We start from the raw sequence: 13,259 nt of genomic DNA on the forward strand, positions 1-13,259 counted from the left end.
ATTGTATTGATTGGTTTTTTATCAGCAACAGCATCCATTTTCAAACGCTCGTGTAGCTTATCTTTTTATAGCAATCGCTGTGATCATCAACCATGATGTCAATGATTTATGATTCTACTCAACATATAAAAATAAAATATTTTTAACATCTTACAGCATGCTTTATTTTTTTGGCTGTTTTTTACAAAAGTTGATCATAAACAAAATTGTAGAGGCTATTGTGAAAATTTCTTATGGAGTCTATATCGCCTTTATTGATGAATATAGACCAGAATAAGACATTGAAATTAATTTATTTATAATACACTTCATAATTTAAGGTGGATGTAAAACGGCCTGAAGCGGTCGGTTTACGCAAAAATAATACGCCTGCTTCAAATTGATTAATCAATACGGAGCCATTACTTTTACCCAAATCAATATTTTGTTCTAATGAGATTGGGGCAGCCTCTCCCTGTTTAAAAATTTGAATACCGACACTATTTTTCAGCGCTGTTTCTGATGTGGTTAAAGTATTTTGATTATATTTTTGGTTAGAAGTAAAACGGCCAACAAAAGGGTAATTTGGACAATCTTCGCCTTCAGTTCTAATCGTTAAAGTAAAAGGCGTTTTTCTTAAGATCACCCCCGTTTGCTCTAAAGCAGAATACGTCCCTAAATCAACATCCTGTGTGGTTAAAATCGGTACACATTCAATATAATTCACTGTCATATTATTGACGTGTTCTTGAAAGTTACCATTGCTATTACGCCCTCCCACACCATCCAGTTGAAATACCTGAAATTTCTTATCGAGGCTAGAGAGATTCTTTCCTGTACCGCGCGATTTAATATACAGTGAATAGTTGACTGTAATGGTTTTTGGATCTGCACATTTATCGGCACTATTGTTAATTAACCTACAGTTACGTTTAGCACTATTAGATGATGACTGACTTTGTAACGCTAAAGTACCTAAATTAATACGATCGGTACTGCCGATTGGATATTCTCGACCATTAAAACGCACACCAATAATCAAGTTACTGCTATTAAACAATGTCGCTAAACTGCCACTGACATCATCTAAATATAAATAAGCATTTTCAGACTTATTGGTATTATAGTCATCATAACAAGTAAAGGTGGTACTAAAAGGTGATGATTCCCATAGTAAGGTTCCTGCTGCCTGATTTGAGTTCGTCACTCGAATAATGCCGACTGAAGTGGTATGTGTGGTATTTAATGCCTTAGAAATATCAAAATTACTGCCCGCTTTTGAACCTTCTAAACAACGCAATGCCCAGCTTTGTTGTATACCCATAAAACCGAGGAGAATGAAGAAACTGCATTGCATAAAATATCTAAGTGATTTTTGCATCATTGCTCTTCTCCTACTGCATGGCATTCTAAGGAAATTTCATCATAACCAAAGTCACGTGCCTGTAGTTCTGGTAAAGTAAATTGGCATTGCTCAGCTTTACTGTCGCCCCATTTTGCCAATAATATTTGTTTTGAATCTACTGCGCTTAAATAGGCTTGACCATTGAGACCAATCATACCCACTGGCGTTTGCTGTACTGCATCTAATACCATTGCACCTGTCACTACCGATTTATGACGATATTGAAGATTCGCCAAGACACTATGACCATTTTTGACATCAAATTTAACTTTAACAATCGCCATTTTAGTTGGCACAATATCATTGATCACAGAATTTTCTACGCTCACATTTTGTCCTAAATCTTCGGCACGTAATGCAACACGATTTTTTAAATATGCACTACTATTACTAATAATCGCATAACCATTTTGATCAATTTTAAGGCCAGGTTGATTTTCTAGACGTACCCCTTCAGCCCCTTTAGCTTCAATAATAATTGGGTTACTATTCATCTGTTGACCCAATAAAACCCCACCCGAATGAATCAACATACCACCACTTATACCGGCAGAAACTTGTTGATAGCGATGGCTATAGGTATAACCAAAATTAGAATTGTGTTTGGTACCGCGATAACTGGAACTTAATGCAATACTACTATTACTTTCTTTTGAGTTTGTAACTTGCATTTGTAGATTTAAATTTTGATCCTGTAAAAAACTTCCAGATAATGATGTTTGTATCGATGAGCCTGCTTGATTGCTATGTTGATAACTACTATTTGAGGTCACATTATGTGATTTAAGCAGTTTTGGTCGATCTAATAAAAAGCTCAGTGCAATACCTACACTATAGTTTGAACCAGAAAAAAATGACTTATCTTGTTGATAATATAGACTATAATTGGCACGTTTATAGTTATTGTTATAGCCTAATTGCCAGCTTTGCATATTATAATCTTTTTGCCAATAATCTGTTTTGGTAAAATTACCGTATAGTTGTCCCCAACGTCCTAAATCCTGACTTAACGCAATCTGTGACTGGTTCTTTTTATTATAAAAAGTTGCAGAATAATAGGTTTGCTGCTGATTAATATCAGTTAAACTATTATTAGCACTCGTATTACTCGTTGTATTGGTATAGGCATATTGGCCATTATGCCAGCTTGCTTTTTCTTGGACTGCGTCTGCTAAACTATAATAACCTGCCGTTGAATAGCGATAACCGACTAACCGAAAATTTGTTCCAAGCTGATTTAATGATTTCGCATATAGAAATCGAAGACTGACTCCATCTTTTTTCTCATCATTCACCAGTGTATTACGTGCATAAGTCGCATCTACTGAAAATGAACCCAAAGTACCGAATGACCATGCCATACCTGTGGCAAGTGCATAATAATCTTCTGCAACCACAGTTCCTGCATAAGGCGTAATATAGTTATTTAAACCATAAGCATAGGTCAATTGTCCAAAATAAGGATGATAATTACTGTGATCACCCGTGCGATATTGTCCTGATGTCAACTGATATTTATGTTGACCTGGACGAATCATATTCGGCACTGAAGAGAAAGGCTGGATAAATTTTTCAACACGCCCATCGCTCTCATTGACAGTAACTTCAAGATCACCACTCTCATTAGCTGCATATAAGTCATCAATAACAAAATTACCGGGTGCCACATTGGTACTATAAATCAAATAACCATTTTGCCGAACATCAACGACAGCATTGGTATAGGCAATACCACGAATAATCGGTGCATAATTTTGTAATCCGGCAGGGAGCTGTGCCGTATCACTGCTGATTTGTATGCCTCTAAAATTATAACTGTCAAAAACATCACTGCTGGTATTACTATCGCCTAGCTCAAGTCGCGCTTGATAACGAATCAAATCGCGTTCTATTTTATTGGCAATATTCTGAAATTGATGTTTTTCTCTAGCATACTTGGTCAACATACTTTGGTTACGATAGCGCCAAGCACCCAAATTCACACCACCATTTAAAAAGAGTGTGCTATTTTGATAGCTTTGTTCTCCTTGCTTCTTATAATAATTGGTATTGGCCGTATAGTTGACAATAACTGCATTAATCCCTTCATCAAACAATTGAGGAGATACATAACCACGAGGAACTTTGACTAAGTTGACTTGTGGTAAAGACAGTTTGATTTCTTGTTGAGCCACATTAACATCTAATACTGCGCGCTCAATTAAGCTAAGATTATAACAACCTTCGGCATTTGCCTGAGCTTGTTCTGGAGTATTTAATAGAATTTGATAAGCATCGATAAAACCCTGATCAATACAAGGTTCTATCTGGTGATCAGGTGTTTCATAAAAACGTAATGTTCGACTACCTAAGTTTTCGTGATTAATAATAATACTAAACTTATATAGACCGGGTGCAATCGCATAACCACGTTTGACGGCATCAACTGCAACCTGATCAGTCAAATCTAATAAAAAGTCGGTATTAAACTGTTCAGTATCTGCATATACAGCGCTATATACAAAACTTAAATACACAATCGTAAAAGAATGTCGTAGAGAATAAGTCACGGTGCACCAATATCGCTTTAATGATAAAGAAAATACAGACGATTAAACAGCGAATAATATTTCGACTAAGTCAATTCAGTATTAGCGTAATTGAACAATCGGCATGGCTTCATTGCCCCCATATTCACTAATATAGGTATAGTGAAGACTCGATAAATCTGCAGGAACACCTTTTAATACTGCTGCAGTACTGAATGGTGCAATCATGTCTTGATTAAGATTCATCACCACACTATTTTGGTTACCTAATCTAAGATCACCAATGGTGACATAAAGTGGACTTTTATTTTCGACATATAAAGTTTTATCTTGAACAAACCATCTCAGTTGTTTAACAGCATCTTTTAATTCAATATCAAGCTGTTTTGGACGATAAAACAATTTAATTTTAGTTCTGACTGCCAGTTGTAATACATTTTCCTGTTCAGGTTTTGGTGGAATTTCTTGAATATTAATCCAAAATTGACTTTCACGATCTTCTGCTAAACCCTGACCTGAATACATAAATCTTAAAATCGATTCTTTTTGTGGTTCAATTTTAACCAATGGCGGCGTGACCACAAAAGGAACTTTATTGTCTTGTGGCATGGCTTCACCAGGCTCAAGCCAAGACTGCACCATATAGGCTTTATCTGCATGATTCTTTAAAGCTAAAGTCGTAGCTTTATAATGGCCATCATAAATCACGCGACTTGCCAAGGCTTGAATCGCACTATGTGCATAGCTCATTCCAACTAAAGTGGTTAAAACTGCAGTAAAAATTAATGATTTCAAGCGCATGACAAATCTCTTTTAATTACTTTTGTTGTAATGTTACACGTACAGTTGCATCTGCTTGACCAGCACCAACTTGATCTTTTGTTGATTGGTAATATGCTTGTAACGGTAAGCTTGCTGCACCTTTACCATTCGCAATCGAAACGTTTGCATTTGATTCTTCACCAGCAGTTGTATTTAATTTTATTTGTGTATTATTTGCATCCGCAATCGCAATACCAACACCATCAGCTACACTCACTTTTAATAAGTTTGAGTTGGCAGTATCGCTGGTGCCTGTAAAGTTAAATTTAAAATTACCATCGGTACACTCTGTCACATCAATGGTAAATTTTTGCGGAATACTTTTATCACCTATCTCTTTAAACGTAGAGGTCGGCCATTGTCCAAGATTAACTGTACCATTTTGATTACCATTAATCGCAATATTACATGCCGCACTAATAATCTTGCCAGTAAAATTAATATTACCTGAACCGGTATCTGCTGTTGCAAAAACAGCACTAGATACGGTTAAAGCAAATAACGATGTTGCCATAAAAGAAAATGATTTTTTCATAAAAGATTCTCAATAAATATTATATATCCACTTAAACAATCTAATACTGCCAATAATCAGAGAATAACTTAAGAATACTGGTCTTATTAAATTGAGCGTATAATACACTCGCCTTTATAAAAAACAAGATCCGATACAAAATAAATAATCTTATTATTTTATAAAGCTTTGCATCAATGAATTTTATTGTTAGAAAAATTAATTAGTCTTAAATCATGTTAAAAATAAATGAAATCATAAGAAAATTTAATAAAAATAAAGAAAAAACAAATTAATTAATAAAAACAATCACTTAAAAAAATATAAAAATCTAATTAAAAATGAATATTAATTACAAAATAATAAAGATTTATAAAAGAAACTAACTATCAATTAGTAACTATTGTTATTTACAGCCTTTCTTAAAAACACATTCAATAATAATATAATTTAAATATTATTAATCTATAAACAGATTATAAATATAAATAATATTTAAAATATTTATCCAAACACATTATAAATATTATATCGATTATAAAAAAATATTTTAATTAATTTATTAATTATTTACATTATAATTAAAATTTAATTTACTTATCACATAAAATTAAGTTAATAAATATATGAAAAATTATTTTATTTTGATTAGTTTATAATTGAGCTTTTTAATCAACAAATTTATAACTTATTGTTTTATTTGGTTTTTAAATAAAAGGTAAGTCATTAAAGAGAACTTGTATATATTTTGTATTTTTTATCGACTAAAAAATCATTAAAATACAAGACAACAAAATCAAGATACTTTTTACGTACATAAAACAAACACGATACAGATTAAAACAGATTAGATTCGTATTAAATCGTGATTTTTAGGTAGAGAATATATTGATTAACAACTAATTTTTAGGGGAATAACAATGAAAATATGGCTATTAATTTCAGGATTACTTATAAGCAATATCGTATACGCTGATAGTACACGTATCGACTTTAAAGGTGCCATTACACAGCCCGCATGTATCATGGTCAATCCCGTTTCTCAGCAATGTGAACCGATCGCAAGAGACAGTGAAGTGATTAAAGTCTTAAATCAGGAAAAAAGTAGCATCACCCCAGATGACATCAATAATTTTGTTATGAATTATCAATCATCTAAAGCAAAAATTGAATTAAATCAATCAACAAAAAACAATCAAATGATAAATTTATTAGTTACTTATAAATAATTTAACCAAAGATATCATATGATGAGCAATAAAATTTTAGACCATAAAAGCAGGTTGAGATTGTAGCGAATTTTAATACGACAATCTCTTCTGCTTTAAAAAGCAAAATAAAAGTAATTGATTAAAAAAACTTCACAAATAATAAATTTAATTACTCTTGAATCAATCAGCTATATTCCAGATAAAAAAAATCTACAAGGACAGATAAAAGCTAAAAAATATAATATTTATCATGTTTTTAAAATATAATGCCACATAAATCATATTTTATAATTTACAATTTAATCGCACGAGTGTAAGCGCTAAATTTATCCAAAATACAATGATCAGATGAAAAAAATCGAATTTGATCTAATCATATAGTAATTCAAAAAAAATTTATCTGTTCTTGATCAGCAATGTCACATTGATATTCAACTACCTCTATTGATCCATATCACACTCAAAAATTTGCAATATGCGGTAATTGATGCTGCTGTGTATTGCTTAAAATATGCTGATTTGATTGCATCAATCACTTTGTGATGTAGAAAAGTAGGCGATCAGACCGTAAAAAAGAATCAAGACAGATCATCATACTATGTCATATGGTGATTATTATCCTGAATCCAGCACTCAAGATATGCTCATTCTCTTTAATCAAGAATGAGCATAATAAATTGAAAAACAAGATAAATAATAATGTATTAAGAGACAATAAGCCTCATCAATATGCCCATTGAATGAGTAGCCGAAATAATCCAGCGATTAAAGCAAGACTCAGTACACCACCCAGCCAAAGGACAATACACCAGCCCGCAGCATTCAGTTTCATTTGGCCTCCTTAGTGATAACCCTCATCGCCTACACGAACCTTGTCACGAAAAACCCAATAAGATAGCCCAGTATAAAATAAAATGATTGGAATCAAAATTAATGCACCAATCAATGCAAATAACTGGCTATTTGCAGGTGCAGCAGCCTGCCAAATGGTTACTGATGGTGGAATAATATAAGGCCATAAACTAATCAGAAAACCACTATACGCCAATACGACCAATGCTAATGTATAAATAAAGGGACGAAATTCATGACGTTGTTTACAAGCACGTAAAATCATCAATACACAAAATACTACGAGTACTGGTACCGGACTAAAATAAAAAATCTGGGGTTGGCTAAACCAACGTGTTGCAATTTCTGCATGTACAATGGGGGTATAAATACTCACAGCAGCAAAGATACACAGCAGTATCATGATTAATTTAGGCATCAGATGATACATTTTATCTTGTAGTTTTAAATCCGTTTTAAAGATTAGCCAACCACAACCTAATGTGGCATAGAGTACAATAACACCAAGACCAGTAAATACAGAAAATGGACTCAACCAGTCTAAACTTCCTCCAGTATAAATACCATCAGTGGTTTTAATACCCTGAATATATGCGCCTAAAATTACACCTTGTAAAAACGCACTTAAAATCGATCCCCAAATAAATGCTTGATCCCATAAATGTTGAGTACGATTTGCTTTAAAACGAAATTCAAAGGCCACACCACGAAAAATTAATGCAATCACCATCAAAATAATCGGCAAATATAATGCGGATAGTACTGTTGAATAAACCAAAGGAAAAGCTGCAAATAATCCTGCCCCTCCCAATACCATCCAAGTCTCATTACCATCCCATACCGGTGCGACAGTATTCATCATCACATCACGTTCATGACGATCAGCAATAAAAGGAAATAAAATACCAATACCTAGATCAAAGCCATCAAGTACCACATAAATCAATACACCTAAGGCAATAATAACAATCCAAATTAATGATAAATCAATCATTTTTTTGCTCCTGATGATCAGCTACTGCATGTTGCGCTAAGGTTTTTTCATCATCAATCGTACTCATTGGACGATGAGAGGCACGAATGACATCATTTTCATGCTGTATATTTGAGTGAATAAATTCTGGTCCTTTGATCATCATTTTCAGCATATAATAAATCCCAATACCGAAGACAATAAAATACACCACAACAAAAATGATTAAAGTTAAGCCAACTTGTTCAGCAGGAACAGGCGACAATGCATCTTTTGTTCGCATAATGCCGTAAACCACCCATGGTTGACGTCCTACTTCAGTAGTAAACCAACCTGCTAATAAAGCAATAAAACCTGAAGGTCCCATCAATAGCGCAAATTGATGTAGTCGAGTAGACTCATAAAATGTCCCTGTTTTACGTTGCCATAGTCCCCAAATAGCCAATAAAATCATGAGTATTCCCATACCGACCATAATTCGGAAACTCCAAAATACCACCAAGGAATTCGGTCGGTCTTCAGGGGCAAAATCTTTTAAACCTTTGACCTCGCCCTTTAGACTATGCGTCATAATGAGACTACCTAAATAAGGAATACCCACTGCATATTGAGTTTGCTCTGCTTTCATGTCAGGAATACCAAATAAATACAATGGCATACCATCATCTTTATTGGTTTCCCAATGACCTTCTATGGCTGCAAGTTTTGCAGGTTGATATTTCAAGGTATTTAAACCATGTAAATCACCAATAAAAATTTGTAAAGGTGCTAATGCTAAAATCATCCACATTGCCATGGAAAATGATTTTTTCACTAAAGCATCACGACGCCCTTGCAGTAAGTGCCATGCAGCAGTTGCAGCAACCAGTAAACCTGAAACTAAAAATGCAGCCAATGCCATATGCGCTAAGCGATATGGAAAAGAAGGATTAAACACAATAGCAAACCAGTCTTGTGGAATGATCATGCCATTTTCAATACTAAAACCTTGTGGTGTTTGCATCCAACTGTTGGATGATAAAATCCAGAACATTGAAATACAGGTACCAATGGCAACCATTAAGGTGGCAAAAAAATGTGTTTTAGGGCCAACACGTCCCCAACCGAATAACATAATGCCCAAAAAACCAGCCTCTAGAAAAAAGGCACTGAGTACTTCATAGGACAATAATGGGCCCGTAATACTTCCTGCGACTCTAGAAAACTCACTCCAGTTGGTGCCGAATTGATAACTCATCACCACACCAGAAACCACCCCCATACCAAAACATAAAGCAAAAATTTTGATCCAAAATTTAAATAAATCACGATATACCGGATCTTTACTTTGAAGCCAGCGCCATTCTAAAACGGCTAAAAAACTGGCTAAACCAATAGAAATTGCAGGAAAAATAATATGAAAAGATACTGTAAATGCAAATTGAATACGTGCGAGTTCGAGTGCTGTTAAACCTAAATTCATCTCATTATCCTCGTCCGATTCGTGATAAATGAATTGTCATCAGACCACGATACTCAACAGGCATACTAGGTAGATAAAAAATATTAAATAACTGATTTAAAACATTATTGATAAAATGTTTTTCCAGGATGAGTTGTCTCATAACGCAATTGCATAATTGCGAAAAATTAATCTTCATGATGTAAAGCTCTTTAAAACGTTTGAAATATAGACAGCCTTAGATTTACTGTCGTATCCATGCGTAATTTAAAGTGCAATTGGTGGTGCTCGACCTTGTGGTAATAGATAAAGCTTTTGTAATGAAAAATAAACGTGCCAAAAGCTTTGCTGATAAAAGCTTAGTCGAACTTGAATACGATCGAGTACTTCATCCACACCAAATTTAAAAGGTAAAACCAGATCACCATATACCGTACAATATTGGCATTGATGATTATGCTGATTATGATCTGAATGATGCTCAGGAAGCAGATGTTGAACTAACTCATGGTAGCTCGAGTGGGTATGTTGATGCTGTGCAGGCGAAAGAAGATTATGTGTAATAGACATACATACCGGAGCAATATGATATTTTTCCGGTAACAGTGGTTGTAAATATACTGCTATTTGCAATAGTAAGGTTACCAATGCAAGATACAGTCCACTACGTCTTAGCAATGACTTCTCTCAAATTTTGATCCAAAGAGGCATAAAAGCTGCAAAGCCAGATCAGACTTGAAATCCGATGAGCGCAATCAACTTTTGCTCAATTAATATATAATATATAATTATGTTATTAAAGTTTTTTATTCATTATTTCTTATTATAAGTATCAGAATAGTAAATAAAAAATAATCTTTTATGTATAAAACTACGTTTTAATACTTAGATGATTACCAAACCCTCCTCCGTCAGCATATGCTTATTTAACCTTTACAGTTGATATTGCCAATGATCATCTATGCGCGTAAATCATGGAGATCATTTTCTTAGATGAGCATCTATCGATGACTCATCCTAATTCATCAATAAATCAATCTGACTTAAAATAGTTTAAAGGTAGTTTTAAATAAGAAATACCATTCGCTTCAACGGGAGGAAACTGTCCTGCACGCATATTGATTTGAATCGCGGGAAGAATCAATTTTGGCATCGCTAAACCAGCATCACGTTGTTGACGCATTTTAATAAAATCAGCCTTATCAACACCTTGATGAATATGAATATTTTTTATTTTCTGTGTCTGAATGCTGGTTTCACATTGATAATGTTGTCGTGATTCAGGTAAATAATCATGACATAAAAAAACCCGTGTGTTATCTGCTAGACGATAGAGCGCTTGTACCGAGTCAAATAATATTTCTGCACTGCCTCGTGGGAAATCACAACGTGCTGTACCATAATCTGGCATAAACAACGTATCCCCAACAAAGACAGCATCGCCAATCACATAGCTTAAGCAAGCAGGCGTATGTCCAGGTGTTGGAATATTATAGGCTTCAAGCTGACCAATCTTAAAAACCTCATCATCAGTAAATAAATAATCAAAAGGCTGTTCTAAGTTAAATTGCTTGATATCTAAATGATAAATCGCGCTAAAAGTTTCTTGTACAATAGCAATATGATGACTCATGGCAATTTTACCGCCCAGTTTTGCCTTGAGATATTGTGCTGCTGTTAAATGATCAGCATGTACATGTGTTTCTAAAATCCATTCCACATGTAAATCATGACGATGTACATAAGCAATAATTTGGTCTGCATGCGTCGTTGCTGTAGATGCAGAGGCAGCATCATAATCTAAAACACTATCAATAATTGCACAGCAGCCAGTAAGCGTATCACTGACGACATAACTAAAGGTATTACTTTGTTCATCAAAAAAATGTTGCACGATCGCCTGTGTTGACATCGCTATACTCCTACCCATTTACGATGAATCAATACCCCAATCAACATCGCTACAATAAAATATAAAATTTGATAGTCACCCAAACCAATTAAAGTAAAACTTGGTGCAGGACAAACACCTGCAATTCCCCAACCAATTCCAAACAGTAAACTTCCTGAAATCAGTTTAAGATCAATAGCTGTATTCGATGGTAACTCAATAGGTTGATGAAAAATTGTTTGTGGTTTAGTCGCACGTATGGCTTTTTGAAATGGAATAAACGCCACGACAATGGCACCAATCATGACAAAAGCCAGACTCGGATCCCAATCACCAAATACATCCAAAAAACTCAGTACTTTTTCTGGATTAGACATCCCCGAAAGCATTAAACCAATCGAAAATAATGTGCCAAAAATAAAAGCCAGCATATTTTTCATTTCAAATGCCTCCAAGCATATGACGCATCACATAAACTGTGACAATACCTGCCAACATAAATGTCATGGTGGCAATGATCGAACGTTTAGACAAACGGCTGATACCACAAATGCCATGCCCACTAGTACAACCTGATCCTAATCGAGTACCGAAACCGACTAATAGTCCAGCAATGATTAATGTGATAGGTTGACTCTCTAATTCAATAGTTGGTTGAACAAATAAGCCATAAATAAAAGGGGTGATGATTAAACCACTTAAAAACCAAATTGCTGGAGTTTTAAATAATGTTGCTGGATTAAGGACTTGGCCAATTAAGCCACTAATTCCTGCAATACGCCCATTGACATATAAATAACCCACAACAGCAATACCCAGTAGTGTTCCGCCGAGGAAAGCCATTACAAAATCATGCATAACTTATTTTCTTTTCAATAGTATATAATTTTATATTATATGTTTAAAAATATTAATCAAGTAATTTATGCTATTATTATGTAATTCTACGATGATTAACTTGGAGTCAATAATTACGATATGAGTACAAAAACTGATATGACTGCATTGGATTTTTCACAAATTGATATTGTGAGTAACTGTTTAAAAGTATTATCTAACCCTGATCGGCTTAAAATTTTATGCGTATTGGTCGATGGTGAACTCAATGTACAGCAAATTGAAGATTGTACAGATATTCATCAACCAACTTTATCGCAGCAATTGACTGTTCTTAGAACCAATCATATGGTTAGTACACGTCGCGAAGGTAAACAAATTTTTTATCAAGTCGCCGATGAAAAAGTACTTAAAATTATGCAAAACTTATATCAACTCTATTGTAGTGTTTAACAGCTTAGTATTTATTCGATTATTGTCATATTAAACACTAAATAACCCAATATAAGTACATTTAATAACAGCAATCTAGAATAGAGTTTGACAACTACGTCTGCGATTAAACTCAGACATTAACATTCTGTAATGATGCAATATGTAGATTTACCATCTACATTTACATCATTTTATATGCAAATCATTATTGATCAAGCTCATGATCTTCTGTAGTCAGTCGCGAGCTATTGATTCATTTCATCTGTTTATTGATCACCAATCACTTCACTATTTTAATCATGACCTTAGTCATTTTGCTTAATTAATTAGATCAAGCTGAATGATCAATCCATAAATCGCTAAATCAATGA

Annotated in this window: 13 protein-coding genes; 2 read left to right on the forward strand and 11 right to left on the reverse strand. The window is 34.0% G+C overall.

Going from position 1 to position 13,259, the window contains the following annotated elements:
• Nucleotides 1–292 precede the first annotated feature (292 nt).
• From QSG86_RS04075 to QSG86_RS04090, 4 genes are all read right to left on the reverse strand, one after another.
• Nucleotides 293–1,363 carry a fimbrial protein gene (locus QSG86_RS04075; protein WP_317030322.1) on the reverse strand — a complete coding sequence of 357 codons (1,071 nt, stop codon included), beginning with the start codon at nt 1,361–1,363 and terminating at the stop codon, nt 293–295.
• Complete coding sequence (locus tag QSG86_RS04080; protein ID WP_317030323.1) at nt 1,360–3,933, reverse strand: fimbria/pilus outer membrane usher protein; 2,574 nt, start codon at nt 3,931–3,933, stop codon at nt 1,360–1,362. Before QSG86_RS04080 ends, QSG86_RS04075 begins: the two co-directional genes overlap by 4 nt.
• Before the next feature lie 81 nt (nt 3,934–4,014).
• Nucleotides 4,015–4,713, reverse strand: coding sequence for a molecular chaperone (locus QSG86_RS04085; RefSeq protein WP_317030324.1), 699 nt, complete (start codon nt 4,711–4,713; stop codon nt 4,015–4,017).
• Between the two features lie 16 nt (nt 4,714–4,729).
• The gene (locus QSG86_RS04090; protein WP_317030325.1) at nt 4,730–5,269 is read right to left on the reverse strand and encodes a fimbrial protein; all 540 of its coding nucleotides are present in this window, start codon (nt 5,267–5,269) and stop codon (nt 4,730–4,732) included.
• Nucleotides 5,270–6,168: 899 nt separating this feature from the next.
• On the opposite strand from QSG86_RS04090, the gene QSG86_RS04095 reads away from it, so the two are divergent.
• A complete protein-coding gene (locus QSG86_RS04095; protein ID WP_317030326.1) occupies nt 6,169–6,477 on the forward strand; it encodes a hypothetical protein in 309 nt (102 codons plus the stop codon).
• 706 nt (nt 6,478–7,183) lie between these two features.
• Here QSG86_RS04095 and QSG86_RS04100 read toward each other — a convergent pair.
• The 7 genes from QSG86_RS04100 to QSG86_RS04130 form a co-directional block, all read right to left on the reverse strand.
• The gene (locus tag QSG86_RS04100) at nt 7,184–7,291 is read right to left on the reverse strand and encodes a DUF2474 domain-containing protein (RefSeq protein WP_317030327.1); all 108 of its coding nucleotides are present in this window, start codon (nt 7,289–7,291) and stop codon (nt 7,184–7,186) included.
• Nucleotides 7,292–7,300: 9 nt separating this feature from the next.
• Nucleotides 7,301–8,305, reverse strand: coding sequence for a cytochrome d ubiquinol oxidase subunit II (gene cydB, locus QSG86_RS04105; protein ID WP_317030328.1), 1,005 nt, complete (start codon nt 8,303–8,305; stop codon nt 7,301–7,303).
• Nucleotides 8,298–9,746, reverse strand: a complete 1,449-nt coding sequence (locus tag QSG86_RS04110) for a cytochrome ubiquinol oxidase subunit I (RefSeq protein WP_317030329.1) — start codon at nt 9,744–9,746, stop codon at nt 8,298–8,300. The genes cydB and QSG86_RS04110 overlap by 8 nt, the downstream gene beginning before the upstream one ends.
• Before the next feature lie 246 nt (nt 9,747–9,992).
• Entirely contained in the window at nt 9,993–10,403 is a 411-nt protein-coding gene (locus QSG86_RS04115; protein WP_317030330.1) for a DUF2946 domain-containing protein, read from the reverse strand.
• Between the two features lie 355 nt (nt 10,404–10,758).
• Nucleotides 10,759–11,637 (reverse strand): MBL fold metallo-hydrolase, encoded by an 879-nt coding sequence (locus tag QSG86_RS04120; protein WP_317030331.1) that lies wholly within the window; start codon nt 11,635–11,637, stop codon nt 10,759–10,761.
• 2 nt (nt 11,638–11,639) lie between these two features.
• Nucleotides 11,640–12,056, reverse strand: coding sequence for a YeeE/YedE family protein (locus QSG86_RS04125; protein ID WP_317030332.1), 417 nt, complete (start codon nt 12,054–12,056; stop codon nt 11,640–11,642).
• A 1-nt stretch (nt 12,057) separates the two neighbouring features.
• On the reverse strand, nt 12,058–12,474 hold the full coding sequence (locus QSG86_RS04130) for a YeeE/YedE family protein (RefSeq protein WP_317030333.1): 417 nt from the start codon (nt 12,472–12,474) through the stop codon (nt 12,058–12,060).
• 120 nt (nt 12,475–12,594) lie between these two features.
• Between QSG86_RS04130 and QSG86_RS04135 the strand changes: the two genes are divergently transcribed.
• Nucleotides 12,595–12,906 carry a metalloregulator ArsR/SmtB family transcription factor gene (locus QSG86_RS04135; protein WP_317030334.1) on the forward strand — a complete coding sequence of 104 codons (312 nt, stop codon included), beginning with the start codon at nt 12,595–12,597 and terminating at the stop codon, nt 12,904–12,906.
• Nucleotides 12,907–13,259 lie beyond the last annotated feature (353 nt).

Source organism: Acinetobacter sp. SAAs474 (assembly GCF_032823475.1).
Taxonomy (GTDB): Bacteria; Pseudomonadota; Gammaproteobacteria; order Pseudomonadales; family Moraxellaceae; genus Acinetobacter.

What these genes read in the sequence shown, in the direction of transcription:
- QSG86_RS04075 (WP_317030322.1), bottom strand. Translation starts at nt 1,363, where the DNA reads ATGATGCAAAAATCACTTAGATATTTTATGCAATGCAGTTTCTTCATT.
- QSG86_RS04085 (WP_317030324.1), bottom strand. Translation starts at nt 4,713, where the DNA reads ATGCGCTTGAAATCATTAATTTTTACTGCAGTTTTAACCACTTTAGTT.
- QSG86_RS04090 (WP_317030325.1), bottom strand. Translation starts at nt 5,269, where the DNA reads ATGAAAAAATCATTTTCTTTTATGGCAACATCGTTATTTGCTTTAACC.
- QSG86_RS04095 (WP_317030326.1), top strand. Translation starts at nt 6,169, where the DNA reads ATGAAAATATGGCTATTAATTTCAGGATTACTTATAAGCAATATCGTA.
- QSG86_RS04100 (WP_317030327.1), bottom strand. Translation starts at nt 7,291, where the DNA reads ATGAAACTGAATGCTGCGGGCTGGTGTATTGTCCTTTGGCTGGGTGGT.
- cydB (WP_317030328.1), bottom strand. Translation starts at nt 8,305, where the DNA reads ATGATTGATTTATCATTAATTTGGATTGTTATTATTGCCTTAGGTGTA.
- QSG86_RS04110 (WP_317030329.1), bottom strand. Translation starts at nt 9,746, where the DNA reads ATGAATTTAGGTTTAACAGCACTCGAACTCGCACGTATTCAATTTGCA.
- QSG86_RS04120 (WP_317030331.1), bottom strand. Translation starts at nt 11,637, where the DNA reads ATGTCAACACAGGCGATCGTGCAACATTTTTTTGATGAACAAAGTAAT.
- QSG86_RS04125 (WP_317030332.1), bottom strand. Translation starts at nt 12,056, where the DNA reads ATGAAAAATATGCTGGCTTTTATTTTTGGCACATTATTTTCGATTGGT.
- QSG86_RS04130 (WP_317030333.1), bottom strand. Translation starts at nt 12,474, where the DNA reads ATGCATGATTTTGTAATGGCTTTCCTCGGCGGAACACTACTGGGTATT.
- QSG86_RS04135 (WP_317030334.1), top strand. Translation starts at nt 12,595, where the DNA reads ATGAGTACAAAAACTGATATGACTGCATTGGATTTTTCACAAATTGAT.